The sequence below is a fragment of the Sphingosinicella xenopeptidilytica genome (genome assembly GCF_042676985.1).
GTDB lineage: Bacteria > Pseudomonadota > Alphaproteobacteria > Sphingomonadales > Sphingomonadaceae > Sphingosinicella > Sphingosinicella xenopeptidilytica.
In genome coordinates, this window is record NZ_JBHTIK010000001.1 from 414,151 (window position 1) to 428,773 (window position 14,623).

The 14,623-nt window shown below is 64.0% G+C and carries 11 protein-coding genes; 6 read left to right on the plus strand and 5 right to left on the minus strand.

Annotated elements, in window-relative coordinates; genetic code table 11:
- Positions 1-68 precede the first annotated feature (68 nt).
- Genes pobA through ACFQ00_RS02130 form a run of 3 tightly spaced genes read right to left on the minus strand, consistent with a single transcriptional unit; the run spans position 69 to position 2,988 of the window.
- Positions 69-1,241, minus strand: coding sequence for a 4-hydroxybenzoate 3-monooxygenase (gene pobA, locus ACFQ00_RS02120; protein WP_381485485.1), 1,173 nt, complete (start codon positions 1,239-1,241; stop codon positions 69-71).
- Positions 1,242-1,253: 12 nt separating this feature from the next.
- Positions 1,254-2,144, minus strand: a complete 891-nt coding sequence (locus ACFQ00_RS02125) for an amidohydrolase family protein (RefSeq protein ID WP_381485488.1) — start codon at positions 2,142-2,144, stop codon at positions 1,254-1,256.
- 13 nt (positions 2,145-2,157) lie between these two features.
- Complete coding sequence (locus tag ACFQ00_RS02130; RefSeq protein WP_381485491.1) at positions 2,158-2,988, minus strand: HpcH/HpaI aldolase family protein; 831 nt, start codon at positions 2,986-2,988, stop codon at positions 2,158-2,160.
- A 137-nt stretch (positions 2,989-3,125) separates the two neighbouring features.
- On the opposite strand from ACFQ00_RS02130, the gene ACFQ00_RS02135 reads away from it, so the two are divergent.
- The 3 genes from ACFQ00_RS02135 to ACFQ00_RS02145 all read left to right on the plus strand — a co-directional run bounded on the left by ACFQ00_RS02135 (position 3,126) and on the right by ACFQ00_RS02145 (position 8,015).
- Positions 3,126-4,067: a LysR substrate-binding domain-containing protein gene (locus ACFQ00_RS02135; protein WP_381485494.1), complete on the plus strand. Its 942-nt coding sequence runs from the start codon at positions 3,126-3,128 to the stop codon at positions 4,065-4,067.
- A gap of 169 nt (positions 4,068-4,236) precedes the next feature.
- A complete protein-coding gene (locus ACFQ00_RS02140) occupies positions 4,237-6,510 on the plus strand; it encodes a TonB-dependent receptor (RefSeq protein ID WP_381485497.1) in 2,274 nt (757 codons plus the stop codon).
- 74 nt (positions 6,511-6,584) lie between these two features.
- Positions 6,585-8,015, plus strand: a complete 1,431-nt coding sequence (locus tag ACFQ00_RS02145) for a sulfatase family protein (RefSeq protein WP_381485499.1) — start codon at positions 6,585-6,587, stop codon at positions 8,013-8,015.
- Positions 8,016-8,019: 4 nt separating this feature from the next.
- Here the strand turns inward: ACFQ00_RS02145 and ACFQ00_RS02150 are convergent, their stop codons facing one another.
- Positions 8,020-9,234 (minus strand): MFS transporter, encoded by a 1,215-nt coding sequence (locus ACFQ00_RS02150; protein ID WP_381485502.1) that lies wholly within the window; start codon positions 9,232-9,234, stop codon positions 8,020-8,022.
- Between the two features lie 187 nt (positions 9,235-9,421).
- On the opposite strand from ACFQ00_RS02150, the gene ACFQ00_RS02155 reads away from it, so the two are divergent.
- On the plus strand, positions 9,422-10,507 hold the full coding sequence (locus tag ACFQ00_RS02155; protein ID WP_381485504.1) for a hypothetical protein: 1,086 nt from the start codon (positions 9,422-9,424) through the stop codon (positions 10,505-10,507).
- A gap of 13 nt (positions 10,508-10,520) precedes the next feature.
- Positions 10,521-11,684 carry a DUF5624 domain-containing protein gene (locus ACFQ00_RS02160; protein WP_381485507.1) on the plus strand — a complete coding sequence of 388 codons (1,164 nt, stop codon included), beginning with the start codon at positions 10,521-10,523 and terminating at the stop codon, positions 11,682-11,684.
- Between the two features lie 5 nt (positions 11,685-11,689).
- On the opposite strand, the gene ACFQ00_RS02165 is transcribed toward ACFQ00_RS02160, so the two are convergent.
- Positions 11,690-12,289 (minus strand): TetR/AcrR family transcriptional regulator, encoded by a 600-nt coding sequence (locus ACFQ00_RS02165; protein ID WP_381485510.1) that lies wholly within the window; start codon positions 12,287-12,289, stop codon positions 11,690-11,692.
- Between the two features lie 122 nt (positions 12,290-12,411).
- Between ACFQ00_RS02165 and ACFQ00_RS02170 the strand changes: the two genes are divergently transcribed.
- Entirely contained in the window at positions 12,412-14,586 is a 2,175-nt protein-coding gene (locus tag ACFQ00_RS02170; RefSeq protein ID WP_381485513.1) for a TonB-dependent receptor, read from the plus strand.
- Positions 14,587-14,623: the final 37 nt, after the last annotated feature.

Sequence of the window (14,623 nt, forward strand, 5' to 3'; positions counted from 1 at the left end):
GTCCCCGGCACCATTTTTCTTCTCTGCAGACATCCAGCAAGTGCGCGGCGTGTTGGCGCGCATCGGCTCTAGACGGGCAGCCCCACGTAGTTTTCTGCGATGCTGATCTGCGCGGCGCGGCTTGATGCGATGTAGTCGAGTTCGGCGGCCTGCATGGCGCGTTCGAAGGGGCCGTCTTCCGGGAACTTGTGCATCAGGCGTGTCAGGGCCCAGCTGAAGCGTTCGGATTTCCAGACGCGGCGCAGCGCCTTTGCCGAGTAATCGGCGACGGCATCGTTGTCGGCTTGCCTGAAGAATCGGGTGAGCGCGTCTGCCGCGTAGTGGACGTCGCTCGCTGCGAGATTAAGACCCTTCGCGCCGGTGGGCGGAACGATATGCGCGGCGTCGCCGCAGAGCAGCAGGCTCCCGTAGCGCATCGGTTCGAACACGAATGAGCGCAGCGGCGCGATCGATTTCTCGATCGCCGCCCCGCGCGTCATCCGTGAACCCGCTAAAGGTCCGAGACGGAGCGAAAGCTCGTCCCACAGCCGTTCGTCGGGCCAGCCCTCCAGCGTTTCGGTGATCGGCACATCGATGTAGTAGCGGCTGCGCGCGGCGCTGCGCATCGAGGCGAGAGCGAAGCCGCGTTCGTGCGCGGCGTAGATGAGCTCTTCGTTGCACGGCGGCACGTCGGCGAGAATCCCGAGCCACCCAAACGGATAACTGCGCGCGAACACCTGTCCGTCCGCCGCCGGTATCGCCTGCCGGCTCGGCCCGTGGAACCCGTCGCAGCCCACGATGAAGCGCGCGTCCACGCGGTGCGCGCGCCCGTCCTTCCGGTAGGTGACGTAAGGCGTCGTGCCCTCGATGTCGAACAGGGCGACATCCGCGCAATCGTAGCGAACCTCAAGGCCGCGCGCCGCGCTTGCCTCCATGAGATCGCGGGTCAGTTCGGTCTGGCCGTAGACGACTACGTGTCCGCCCACGAGGGCTTCGAGGTCGATACGGATCAGCCGCTCGCCGTCCGCCAGATTGAAGCCGTCATGCCTCAACCCTTCGGCCTTGAGCCGGGCGTCGAGACCCAGCCGCTCCATCAGATCGACCGTAATCCGTTCCAGCACGCCGGCGCGTATGCGGGAAAGCACATGCGCCGGATCGCGGCGTTCGAGAACGATGCAGTCTATGCCTGCGCTACGCAGGCTATGGCCGAGCAGCAATCCGGCCGGACCCGCGCCGATGATGCAGACCTCTGTTCGCGCCATCGGGCCTGCCCCTCAATCGGTGCCGAAGCCGAACAGTGCCTTCGGATTGTCCACCAGGATCAGCTTTCTGTCGGCGGGATCGGGCGCCCACAGTGCGAGCTGGTTCAGAAGCACGCCGGTATCGCGACCACCGTCCGGAATATGCGGCCAGTCCGATCCCCAGATCGTTCTTTCCGGGGCCGCGTGAACGATCGCCTTCGCGATGTCGTCCACGGCGTCCATGCCGCGCTTCTTCGCCAGCCGGTAAGGTGCGCTCGCCTTCAGCCAGCACCGTCCACGTTTGAGAAGCGCGAGCAGGCGTTCGAAATCTGCCTCGGTGAGGCCGTCCTCCTCCAGCATGTAGCCCATGTGATCGATGACGAAATCGATCTCGAGCGTCGCCAGGAAATCGATGAGATCGCGAACGATGTAGCCGGGCGCGTAGAACTGCAGATGCCAGCCGAGCGGCGCTACCTTCGCTGCCGAATCGAGGATGAAGCGCTGAATCTCCGCAAGCGGAAGCTCGCGCCGCTTGAAGAGATCGAGCCGGATCCCGCGCACGCCCACGTCGTGCCATTCGCGAAGCGTATCCATGGCGACGTCGGGCTCGATCATGACCACGCCGCGCGCGGCGTCCCCCGAAACCTTGAGCGCGTCGATCAGGCAGCGATTGTCGGTATCGTAAAAGCTCGGCTGCACGATCACGAAAGAACGCAGGCCCAGCACCTCCATCACCGTCCGGTAATGGGCGAGCTTCGCATCGGGCAGCGTGTACTGTGGGTAGCGGACGCTGGGATAGGTTTCGAGCGGACCGAACACGTGCATGTGCGTGTCGCACGCGCCCGCCGGCATCGCGAAGCCGGGGCGTTCCAGCGAGTCCGCCGCGCGCATCGGCTGCGAGACAAGGGGTTCGATGGGGATCATGGCGCGCGTCTCTCTAGTTCCGATTGAAGTCGTGTCCGGCCAGCCGCTCCCGCCAGCCGTTGCAGCGCGCGGCGATTCCGTCCGCGATGATGTCGGTGTCGATCCCGGTGAAGACGAAGGGCGAGAAGCCTGATTTCAGGAAGGCGATGAAGTCCTCCTGGACGACGATGCCGCCGATGACCGCGACCTTGCCGTGCCGCCGTGCGGCATCGGCCACGGTCTGGCAGGCGTCCACGAACTCGGGGCGGCGGACATCGCCGGGGAAGCCCATTTCCGCGGTCAGGTCGTTGGCGCCGATGGCGAGAATGTCGATTCCGTCGGTGGCGGCGATGGCGTCGGCGCTGCGTACGCCGAGCCGGGATTCGATGAGCGCCTGACAGACCGTCTGCCGGTTGGCGGTCTCGGTGAGTTCGGCGCTGGGCAATCGGCCGAATCCGCTTTGCGGCAATCGGGCGATCATCGACCGCTCGCCTGCGGGCGGAAAGCGGCAGCAGGCCGCAAGGCGCTGTGCCTGTGCCTCTGTTTCCACGCGGGGGAGGATGATGCCTGTCGCGCCGCTGTCGAGAAGACGCCCGATCACGCCGAAGTCGTTTTCAGGCACGCGCACCCAGGCGCCGAGCCCCAAATCGTGTGCGCAGCCGAGAATCTGACCCGCCACGTCGATCGACATGCTGCAGTGTTCGAGATCCACCCACAACAGGTCGCAGCCGGCCATGGACGCCATGCGGGCGATATCCGGGGAGCGTGCGAAGCGGATGCCGAGCGCGTAGACGGGGGTGCCGCCGGCAAGCCGCACCATGAGATCCGAACCCGTCGCCGATGGCCTGCGAGTATCGTAGCGCATGTCCCTCGTCCGAAGCTCCCCGCCGGTGGAGCGGCGCTGCCAACCAGCGCGAACTCACGGCACTGCGTTGATTTGCCGGGCTGCATCGATTTATGCTAATTCAATCAGGCTCAACGATTGATTGCTCTGACATATCAATGGACCTCCGCCAGCTTCGGTATTTCGTCACGCTTTGCGAGGAGCTGCATTTCCGCCGCGCCGCGGAAAAGCTGAACATCACGCAGGCGCCGCTCTCGGTCGCGATCAAGTCGCTCGAAACGGAATTAGGGGCGCAGCTCTTTCATCGGACGCAGCGCCGCGTTTCGCTGACGCAGGTCGGCGCCGCGTTTCGGCAGCAGGCGTCGGCCGTGCTGGATCAGCTCGATCGCAGCATCGAGGAAATTCGCGAGATGGTCTCCGGCGAGGCCGGGCAGCTTCGCATCGGCTTCACGACGGCCTCGTCGCTGCTCGTTTTCTTTCCCCAGATCATCCGCGCATTCCGCACGCGCTATCCGAAGGTCGATATCCGGCTGCATGATCTGTCATCGCAGCAGCAGATCGCGGCGCTAGAGAACAGGGACATCGATGTCGGTCTTCTCCGCAGCCCGCAGATTCCCGTGCGCTCGGATATCCACTTCGTCCAGATCCTGCAGGACCCGCTCATCGTCGCGATGCACGCCGACAGTCCGTTGCTGGCACGCGAGAAACTGCATATCGCGGACCTGCGCGGCGAGCCGATGATCTTCTATCCGCGAAACTCCGGCGTCGGCATTCACGAGCAGTTCCTGCGCCTGTGCGGAGAGGCCGGCTTCGTGCCCAACATCGTTCAGGAGGTTCGGGAATCCGCCACGATCATCAGCCTCGCCGCGTCTGGCCTCGGCGTTGCCGTCGTGCCGTCCGAGCTGCAATGCATCAATGTCCCCAATATCCGCTTCAAGCCGCTCGCGGATGAGGGCGCCATGACCTATCTGGTGATGGCGTCGCGCGCCGGGGAAGCCAGCACGCTCGTCGCGAACCTCAGGCGCATGGTCCAGGCGTCGATCGCGCGATCGACTGCACCTGTTGATTGTGTTTTCCCATCAATCGACGTGCAAGATTGAATTGGAATAAATCACCCGTTCTCACCTACCTCTACGGTCAGTCACGTTGCACCGCGGAGAAGGTCTGTCAGGGACGGGAACGGCGCGTCGGCTTTCTTCCCCAACCCTGCGATCCCAATTCTCAATGAACCTCCGCAAGGTGCCGGCTGCTGTTCGGGGAGGCACAACAATGAACATGATATCGATGCCGCGTCATGCCGCGATCCTTCTGGCGAGCGCCGCGCTGCCGCTTTACGGACAGGCGGCCGCTGCCCAGACCGGGGGCGATGCAGTCGCCGCGGCGGACAGCGAGGTGCTGGACACGATCGTCGTCACGGCGATGCGGCGCGCGGAGAACCTCGAAAAAATCCCCGTCTCCATCACGGCGCTTACCGGCGGCACGATCGAGAAGCTCAATATCGAGACGACCGAGGGCCTCTCGCAATACACGCCGAGCCTCCACATCTACGCCGAGGCGGTCGGTTCGGAAAAATACACGATCCGCGGCATCGGGCGGACGAGCGAGGATCTGAGCGCCGACCCCGGCGTCGCGATCTTCCTGAACGAGGTCTACATCCCGCGGCAGGCGGCGGCGAACCTCGCCTTTTTCGATACGGAGCGCGTCGAGGTGCTGCGCGGCCCGCAAGGCTCGCTCTACGGCAAGAACGCGACCGCGGGCGCCATCAACATCATCACGCGGCAGCCGACCGAGCAGCTTTCGGGCTACGGCGAGGTCGCCTACGGCAGCTTCGATCGTATCACCACGAAGGGCGCGATCAGCGGGCCCATTGTGGATGGCAAGGCGTATGCCCGGTTGGCGTTCCTCACCGATGACCGCGACGGGATGTACCGCAATCTCACGACCGGCGAGAGTGCGAACGACATCAACACGCGCGCCGTGCGCGGCACGCTGAAGATCACGCCGACGGATCGGCTGACGCTGAGCCTGATCGGCGACTGGGCGAAGAGCAAGCAGGACGGCGTGCTGAAGAGCATCATCTCGGACGTTCCGGGGCTGCGTTATGTCTTCTTCACCAACAATCCGGTGACAGGCGCGCCGCGTCCCGGCGTCACGCCGCCGATGCAGGAAGAGAAGCTGCGGACCGCGCGCTCGGCGATCAACGGTCGGCAGGGGGTCGAGACCTACGGCGGCGCGTTCAACGTGACCTACGAAGCATCGGGCTTCGATGTCGTCGCGATCACCGGCGTGCGCGCCGAGAAGAGCTACGGCCTCGAGGACAACGGCCGGGCGCAGGAAGTGACTTCCTACAACGAAACCGCGCAGGATACGTGGTCGGCAAGCCAGGAACTCCGGCTGGTGTCGAGCGAACCGAACGAGCCGGGCAGCGCGAACCGCTTCTCGTGGACGCTCGGCGTCTACGCGTTCCACGAGGAAGGCAGCCGCACGACGGACATCTACCGCAACGTCGCCCCGTTCAGCGGCATCGCGACGTTCACGCAGCGGATCAACACCGATGCGCTCGCCGCGTTCGCGGAGGCCAAGTACCGGATTCTCGACAACGTCAGCCTCACCGCCGGCGTCCGCTACACGACGGAAGAAAAGGCGCTCGACGTCACCGGTATCGCGCGGCGGATCACGGGCATACCCGCAGGCGGACCGGTGTCGCCCTTCGTCAATGCCGACTACACGGCAAGCGCATCCAAGCGCTGGAACCGGCTCACGCCACGCGCCGTCTTGGACGTCTCACTCGGCGAAGGCGCGATGATGTACGCCAGCGTTTCGAAGGGGTTCAAAAGCGGCGGCTTCCAGGGCCAGCCCCCGGCCCCGCCGCTCCGGGATTTCAGCCCCGAAGACGTGATGAACTACGAGCTCGGCTTCAAGGGCGACCTCCTCGACCGCCGCCTGCAGTTCAGCGCCGCGGTGTTCTACAGCGACTACAAGAACCTGCAGCTTCAGACGTTCGACATAAACGGCGCTCCGACGACGGCAAGCGCCAGCGCGCGCAGCAAGGGCATCGAATTCGAGATCACGGCGCTTCTTGCAAAGGGCTTCACGGTCAATGCCGGAGCCTCGTTCATCGATCCCGAATACAAGGATTACATCGCGCAGCAGCCGGGCTTCAGCGATCCCGCGCACACCTTCGATCGCTCAGGCGAGCGCATCGGCGGCGTACCCCGGTACAATCTTTCGCTGCGTGCCGATTATCGCCACTCTCTTGGCGATGCTGGCGATCTGGTTTTCTCGGCAAGCGCCGTCGCGGTCGACAAGGTGGTCACCGAGTTCAACACCCTGTGGGCGAACGAATACGCCAAGGGCGACGTCCGCCTGAGCTGGGAGTCGCTGGACGGCGGCTGGATCGTCTCCGGATGGGTCAAGAACGTGACGAACGAGATGTACTATCGCGGCGGCGGACCGGTGGCGAAGTATGATACGGACAAGATCCGGCTGGGCCTGATCAGCGATCCCCGAACCTTCGGCGTGAGCGTCCGGCGTTCCTTCTGACGCCTGCCCGAAAACAGCACGCCGCCGCGCGGCATCGATGTTAGAACCATCCGAGATCGGAGGAGAGCGGAGCGTTGCCGATAGCGATTGACAGGCGTTCGTTCGTCGCGCTCGGCGCGGGTGCAGCAGCATCGATCGCCGCAGGCCCCGCGCTTGCAAAGCCCGCCGCGTCCCACCTGCCCAACATCGTGTTCATTCTCGCGGACGATCTCGGCTACGCGGACGTGTCGTGCTACGGAAATACGTCGCTTCGAACGCCCGCCATCGACTCGCTGGCAACCGATGGAATTCGTCTCCTGAACGGTTATGCGAATTCGCCGGTCTGTTCCGCGACGCGAACCGCGCTCATCACTGGCCGCTATCAATACCGGCTTCCGATCGGGCTTGAGGAACCGCTCGCGCACATCAGTCCCGACGTCGGTATCCCGAGGGACCACCCGACGCTGCCGTCGCTGCTTCGCGCGGCTGGCTATCGAACCGCGCTCGTCGGCAAATGGCATCTCGGAAAGGCGCCGAACTACAGCCCGCTCCTCAGCGGCTATGACGAATTCGTTGGAATGCGCTCAGGCGCGACGGACTATTTCTCGCACCGCAGTGTGGTCGACGAGCCCGATCTCTGGAGAGGGGATTTGCCTCTTGAGGCAGAAGGCTATCTGACAGAAATCCTCGGACGAGAGGCGACTGGGTTCATCGAGCGAAGCGCGCGCGGAAAACAGCCGTTCTTCCTCAGCCTGCACTTCAATGCGCCCCACTGGCCATGGGAAGCGCCCGACGACCGGCCGGAATCGGAACGCATCGCGGGCACCAAGCTGAAGCACCTCGATGGCGGAACGATGCGGACCTATCACCGCATGATCGAGGCGATGGATGCCGAGGTCGGGCGCGTGCTCGAAACGCTGAAGCGGTTCGGTCTCAAGGAAAACACCATCGTCGTCTTCACGAGCGATAACGGCGGCGAACGCTTTGCGAAGACGTGGCCGTTCAGCGGCCAGAAGTCGGAATTGCTGGAAGGTGGCATCCGCGTTCCCACGATCGTGTCGTGGCCCGCCATGCTGCCGCGCGGGAAGACAAGCACGCAGACGGCGATCACGATGGATTGGCTGCCGACGCTGCTCGGTGCCGCGAAACGCACGCCCGATCCGGCCTATCCGACCGACGGCATCGATCTCTTTCCATTGCTCCGCAGCGGCAACACCGCCGAGCGGACGCTCTACTGGCGTTACAAGGGCAATCACCAGCGCGCGATGTTGCGCGGCGCCTACAAATATCTCAGGATTCTCGACAACGAATATCTCTTCAATGTCGACGAGGATCCGCTGGAGCGGGCCAATCTGCACAGCAGGATGCCCGATGTGTTCGAGGACATGACACGGTCGTGGAAGGCATGGAATCACACCATGCTTCCGCAAATCGACGCAAGCTTCACCGAGGCTGTGATGGCGGAGGAGCAGGCGGATCACATCGGCGCTGGGTGGGTCGTCGAAACCGCCGACAATCCCGACTGAGATCTCAGTCCGCGGCCGTGCGGGCCTTGCGCCGCAGGATTGCGGCGGCGAACACCGCCAGTGCGGCAACGGCGCCGGGTATGGCCGCGAAGCTCAGCAGGGTACGGGGACTCATTTCGGTCGCCATCAGGAAACCGCCGACAAGCGGCCCCACGATCGATCCGAGCCGTCCGACACCGGCGGTCCAGCCCCCGCCGGCGCTGCGAACCTCGGGCGGGAACAGGTCCGCGGTCATCGCCGGGAAGTTCAGCTGTGCACCGAGCAGGAGCATCCCGATGATCAGAAACCCGATCATGGCTGGTGCCGTCCCGGTCGCCATCTGGCCGACGACGAGTACGGCGAATGCGCCCAGCAGCGCGAAGCCGGCATTGAGGAAATAGGGGCCGAACCGGTTGATGGCTTTCGCGGTAATGAGCGCACCCACGATCCCGCCGAGATTGAGAACGACAGGCCCCAGCGCCGCGACCTGCGGACTCGCGCCTTCGGCAAGCAGGATGCTGGGCGTCCAGCTCACCAGGAAATAGGTGAGCATCAGTGTCGAGAACAGCCCGGTCCACAGCGCAATGGCGGGGAGCAGGCGTCCTTCAGCGAACTGCGCGGTGAACAGTTTCACCATCCCGGAGCCGAGATGGGAATGCGGGGCGACGCGGTAGGTGGGCATCGTCATGCCGACAGCCGCCGCGATCAGGCAGACGATTCCGGTGCCCAGAAAGATCGCGCTGATGCCGTGATGAAGCAAAGCGGAGGTGAGCGCGCCGCCGACGACGGCGCCGAGCGGATAGCCGATGTACATGAGCGTCACGGTGCCGCTGCGCTTTCCGGGTGCTGCGAAATCGGCGGTCAGCGCGATGATGGCGGGGATCGCGCCCCCGAGGCCGAGCCCGGCGATAAAGCGCAGGACCAGAAGGCTCTGGAACGTTTCGGCAAGCGCGCACAGCAGCGTTGCGATGCCGGCGAGCAGCAACGATAGAACGAGCATCGGCTTGCGGCCGAGGCGATCGCCGAGCGGCCCCATCGCGAGCCCACCGATCACCGCCCCGCTGTACCCCGCGGCGAACACGCCGCCGATCTGGGGATGCGTCAGGCCCCAGTGCTGCGCAAGGAGCGGCGCGATGAATGCGATCATCAGCGTGTCGTAACCGTCCACCATGGCGATGAAGAACGCCTTCGTCGCAACGCTCTTCGATGTCGTGCCCGTAGACTCTGGTGCGCGCGTCATTTCCGTTCACTCCCCCGGATCAACCGACTGAAGCCTCTCCCAAAGGCGCGTGCCGATCCAATTCAATCCTCCCTGACGATTGATTGGTGTTCTAGATCAATTGCCGGGTAAAAATGAAATTGTGCGAACCATTCGGCCGCAATACCTATGCCACGACAGTATAAGCGCAATCCGGGCGAGGCAGGTGATGTCCATCCTTTCGATCCACCAGCGCCTTGAAACCTCGGGTGCAAGAACGGCGCTGCCGTTCAGACTCGGAAACGACATCTGGCTTGGGGTGGCGCAGCTCGCCGAAGACATCGAAGGCACGCCGCCGCACATGAACGGCGGCAACAACGACATCGACGCGCTTCTCTTCAAATGGGTGGGCGAAGGTTTCGAACCGCAAGCCCGCATTCCCGCACACGGCGGGGAGGACATCGAGGTCTTCCGGATCGGCGATGCCGTGTTTCTGGCCCTCGCCAACCTCAGAAGCGGTTCGGGGCCTTACGAGCCGAACGTGGCATCCGTCATTTACCGATGGGGTGATGGCGGATGGGAGGTCTTTCAGACGATCGATACCTTCGCCGCAAAGCAGTGGCGCCACTTCACGTTCGACGGACGCCATTTCCTGGCGCTCGCGCAGGGGCTCACCCTGCCGCATCTCACCGCCGTGAACCCTGCGCAATCCTGCATCCTTGAATGGGACGGTGCGCGCTTCGTGCCGTTTCAGGTGCTGGACGGGTTGTGGGGGTATAATTTCACGCACTTCACGGTCGATGGCGCGCACTATCTCGCCTACGCCGATCATACGAGCGAGAGTCTGATCTATCGCTGGGACGGCAAGACCTTCGTTCGCTTCCAGTCGGTAGTCGACAAAGGCGGACGCGCGTTCAGCCATTTCCGCAGGAACGGGACCGACTATCTCGCCTTCGCTCGGATCGACGGCGAATCCGTGCTTTACCGGTGGAACGGCGGCGAATTCGTGCCTTATCAGGCGCTCGGCGGCCCGGCTGGGCGTGAGTTCTGTATTTTCGAGGTGGGGGGCGATCTCTATCTCGTCCGCATCTGCTTCATCGAAGGAACACCGGCGGATCCGAAGACCGATCTTCGGTCGGAGCTTCATCGCTGGCAGGACGATCGCTTCGTTCTCGCTGAGACGTTTCCGACCTTCGGCGGAACCGATGCCCATGTTTTCGAGGCGAACGGCAGCAGGTATCTCGTCGTCTCGAACAGCCTGACGACCGATATCCGCTTCCGTACCGACACGATCGTCTACCGTCTCGGCGTTTGAGCAGGGCAATCCGATGCAAGAACCGCACGCAGCATTTCTGGATCTCTTCGAGGCTTATACCGGCCAGCCCGACGCGATCGGCCCGCACCTCAACGCGCACATGGGCAGGTTGTCGGCAGGCGCCCCGCTTCTGGTGGCGACCGGAACCGATCTCGTGCTGTTTCCGGGCAGCGGCGCGAAGCCGCGCATCCTGAACTTCCGTCTCGGCACGCGGGGGTTCAAGGAACTGACGGCGATCTCGCACCTCGGTGTCGCGGTTCCCTACCTGCGGCGCATGTACGAGCTCGACTGCGCCCAGTGGCGGGATGACGCGATCCGGCTCAAGGCTGCTGTCGAGGCCGCGCAGCGCGTGAATTCACCCGCGTTCTGGCGGGACGATGTCGCCGCCGTCGCGTTCAGGGGCCGCGAAGAGGCGATCGCCGGAATGACCGCTTACGCCTGCGCGGCGACGCTCCGGGTTCTGGACAACCTGCTTCGCGATCCCACGCGCATCGACTTCGAATATCTTCGAACCGAATGGCTGGACGTCCGCGAAGGCGGCGATTTCCCTATCGCGATGAACGACGTGATGGCGGCGACCTTTGCGCTGGTCTTCCTCGATGCCGCATACCGGACGATCACATGGCTCGGTGAGCACGACATCGCGTGGGACCGCGCAATGGTCCTCATCAGCGGAAAGGCGGGCCGGCCGACGGCGGGCGTGACCTGGCAGACGAACAGCATGTGCCACCTGCTGTGGCAGGCGTCCGGTCAGCAGTTATCACCCGATCGTCTGTACATCGCGCCGCATGGGCCCGATCTCGATCTGACCCAGCTGGAGGATGAAGCCGCCGCCAGTAGAATCGAGGCGCGGTTCCGGGAAATCTGGTTCAGCACCAACGCGACGGTGAAAATGGGCCGCCTGATGTTCGACGGCTATCCCGCGTTTCATCGCCCGGTCGAGGCGGCGCCCGTCGTCGACGCCGGGACGCGGGAGGCCGCTGAGCTTCCCCGCGTCCGCTCCGTCGACGATCGCAGGGCGATCATCACGCGGCTCCGTTTCGTCATGGAAGATCCCGCGCAGCAGCTTGCAAATGCGGGTGCGCAGTTCATTGTCGATCAGCTCTGCGGCAACGGCAATGTTCCCGAAGCGGTCGTCGTTCCGGGCCTCGACAACATCGATTATCGCGCCGGATAATTCACTTATCCTTCGCGCTTCAGGAAGCCGCGTGTGAACAGGCGGATCATGAACGCGTTGCGCCTTGCGATCATCGGCTTCGCGTACATGGATTGGCCGAGCGCGTGCTCGGCGAAGGGTTCGATGACGGCGGGACCGATGAAGTCGAACACCATGTAAATCGCCGCCCACTCGCGGTCGACATCCGGCTGCAGGAAACCTAGCCTTGCATTGTTGTCGATGAACTGGCGCATCACCGCCAGCATCTCGTCGAACAGCGCCTGGCTGCCGGGGGTGCGCTCCATCAGCGACATGCGCGCGTACATCAGCGCGTCGTGGTCGCGCGGGATCCAGTCGAGCGCGTCCTCGATCGCCTTTTCGAGCGCTTCGACCGACGAGTGCTCGAGCACCTGGGCGTAAAGCGCGCGAATCTCCTCGCGCACATGCGCGTCGATGGCCTCGCGCAGACCGTCCTTCGATCCGAAATGCGTGCGCACCAGCCCGAGTGAAACGCCCGCCTCCGCGCCGATCTCGCGCAGGCCGACGGCGGCGAAGCCCCGTTCGGCGAACAGCTTCATGCCGGCTTTCAGAAGCTGGCGGCGGCCCTGCGCCTCGACCTGACTCACAATCGTGTTCCTTCAAAACAGGACTATACAGACGTATACATTCGATATATACGATCGTATACGTGAGGGGAAATTAGACACGATCCCGATCTGGATTTCCAGCGGGCAGGAGGGAGGGGCTCATGGTTAGGGTGGAGAAGAGGCGCGCGGCAGGCTTGCTTGTCGGCGTTGCGGGTCTGGCGGTGGCGGCAACGTCGGCGCTGGCGCAGGAGGAAGGCGGCGTGGAGCGCGAGGAAATCGTGGTCACCGCGCAGCGGCGGGCGCAATCGATTCAGGATGTGCCGATATCGATTTCGGCCCTCAGCGCCGAAGACATCGAGCGCGCGGGCTTCTCCGAGTTCGACGATTATGCGACGCGCATCCCGAACCTCAGCTTTTCCGCCTCGGGCTCCAGCTCGACCGACGGCGCACTCTCGATCGCGATCCGCGGCGTGTTCGGCAACAACACCACTGGCTTCTACATCGACGATTCGCCGCTGCTGGCGACGCTCAATCCGCGCGTCGTCGATCTCGAACGCATCGAGGTGCTGCGCGGCCCGCAGGGCACGCTCTACGGCGCGCGCTCGATGGGCGGCACGGTGCGGCTCATCACGACCCAGCCCGATCTCGACGAGACGTCCGGCCGGGCGCATGCGCTCGTCTCGACCATCCACGAGGGCGGCATGAACTACGGCGTCGACGGCGCGGTGAACGTGCCCGTCGTGCCCGGCGTATTTGCCGTGCGGGCGGTCGGCTACATTCAGGAGAACGGCGGCTTCATCGATCGCGCGCCGCGTGACGACGCGCCGACGCCGTTCGCCAGGCGCAAGGACATCGACAGCGAGTCGGTGCGGGGCCTGCAGCTTTCCGGTCTGCTGTCGCTTGCGGGTGGCGATCTTACGATCGCGCCGCGCATCATGTACGAGCGCACCGAGCGCGACGGCCGCACGCAGGCGGATTTCAGGGCGGGCAACCGGGTCAACCTGCGCCAGTACGATATCGACGAACCGAGCGAGAACGAATGGACCCTCGCAACGCTCACGGCGACGTACAACGCATCGTTCGGCACGTTCCTCGCCGCCACATCGTGGTTCGATCGCAGCTACAGCGATTCCGAGGATTTCTCGGAATGGACGACGGCAGTGCTCGGCTTCCAGGGCGCATCGACCACCTATTCCGAAACCGATCAGAAAATCTTCAGCCAGGAGCTGCGCTTCGTATCGGGCTGGGAAGGTCCCATCGATCTTACCGCCGGTCTCTTCTACCAGCGCTCGAAGTCCGACTGGCGCTTCCCGACCACGATCGTCGAGGGCTTCTCCGACGACGCGTTCAATCTCGACAATCCCACCAAGGTTACCGAGAAGGCCGTGTTCGCCGAGGCGACGTGGCACGCGACTGACGCGCTTCGGTTCATCGTGGGCGCACGCGCCTTCAAGAACGACGTCGATTTCCATCTCCGGCAGGGCGGCGACTTCATCGGCCCGGACGAGTTCTACGCGGGCAAGCAGAGCGAGAAGGGTGTCACCCCCAAGGTCGGCATCCAGTACGACGTCGATGACGATCGGATGCTGTATTTCACCATGTCCGAAGGCTTCCGCGTGGGCGGCGTGAACTTTTATGCGGCCTCGCTCTGCCAGGCGGAAATCGACGGCCTCGGCCTCGGCGATACGACAACGTTCGATTCGGATTCGCTGCGTTCCTACGAGGCGGGATTGAAGTCGTCGTGGCTCGATCGCCGCATGAAGGTGAACGTCGCCGCCTTCCGCATCGATTGGAAGGATCTGCAGCAGCGGCAGGGCCTCGGCTGCGGGTTCGCGCTGAGCGTCAATGCGGGCGAGGCGCGGCTACAGGGCGCGGAGCTGGAATTCGATCTGCTGCCGTTCGACGACACGCGCATTCTGTTCAACGTCGGATACGTCGATACGGAAATCACAGACACGGGCGGGCTCAGCACGGTCACGCGCGGGCAGGCGATCCAGAACGTGCCCAAGTGGACGTGGAGCGTCGCGCTCGATCAGGATTTCAAGGTCGGCTCGATCCCGGCGTTCCTGCACGCCGATTATTCCTACACCGGCGGCAGCTGGAGCGGGAACAACAACCCGACGACACCGCTGCGCCGGCCTGCATTCAAGGTCGCGAACGCGCGGCTTGGCGCGGAATTCGGGCTGGGCAGGATTTCCCTGTTCGTCGACAACGTCTTCGATGAAGCGGCAAACTATGCGGATATTCCCCCGCTCGGCGTGCAGACGCCCGGCCGGCCGCGCATCGTCGTCAACCAGCCGCGGACGATCGGTATCGAGTGGCGCCGCAATTTCTAGCGCAGGTTTCAGTGCAAGGGTGCGCCCGCATTGCTCG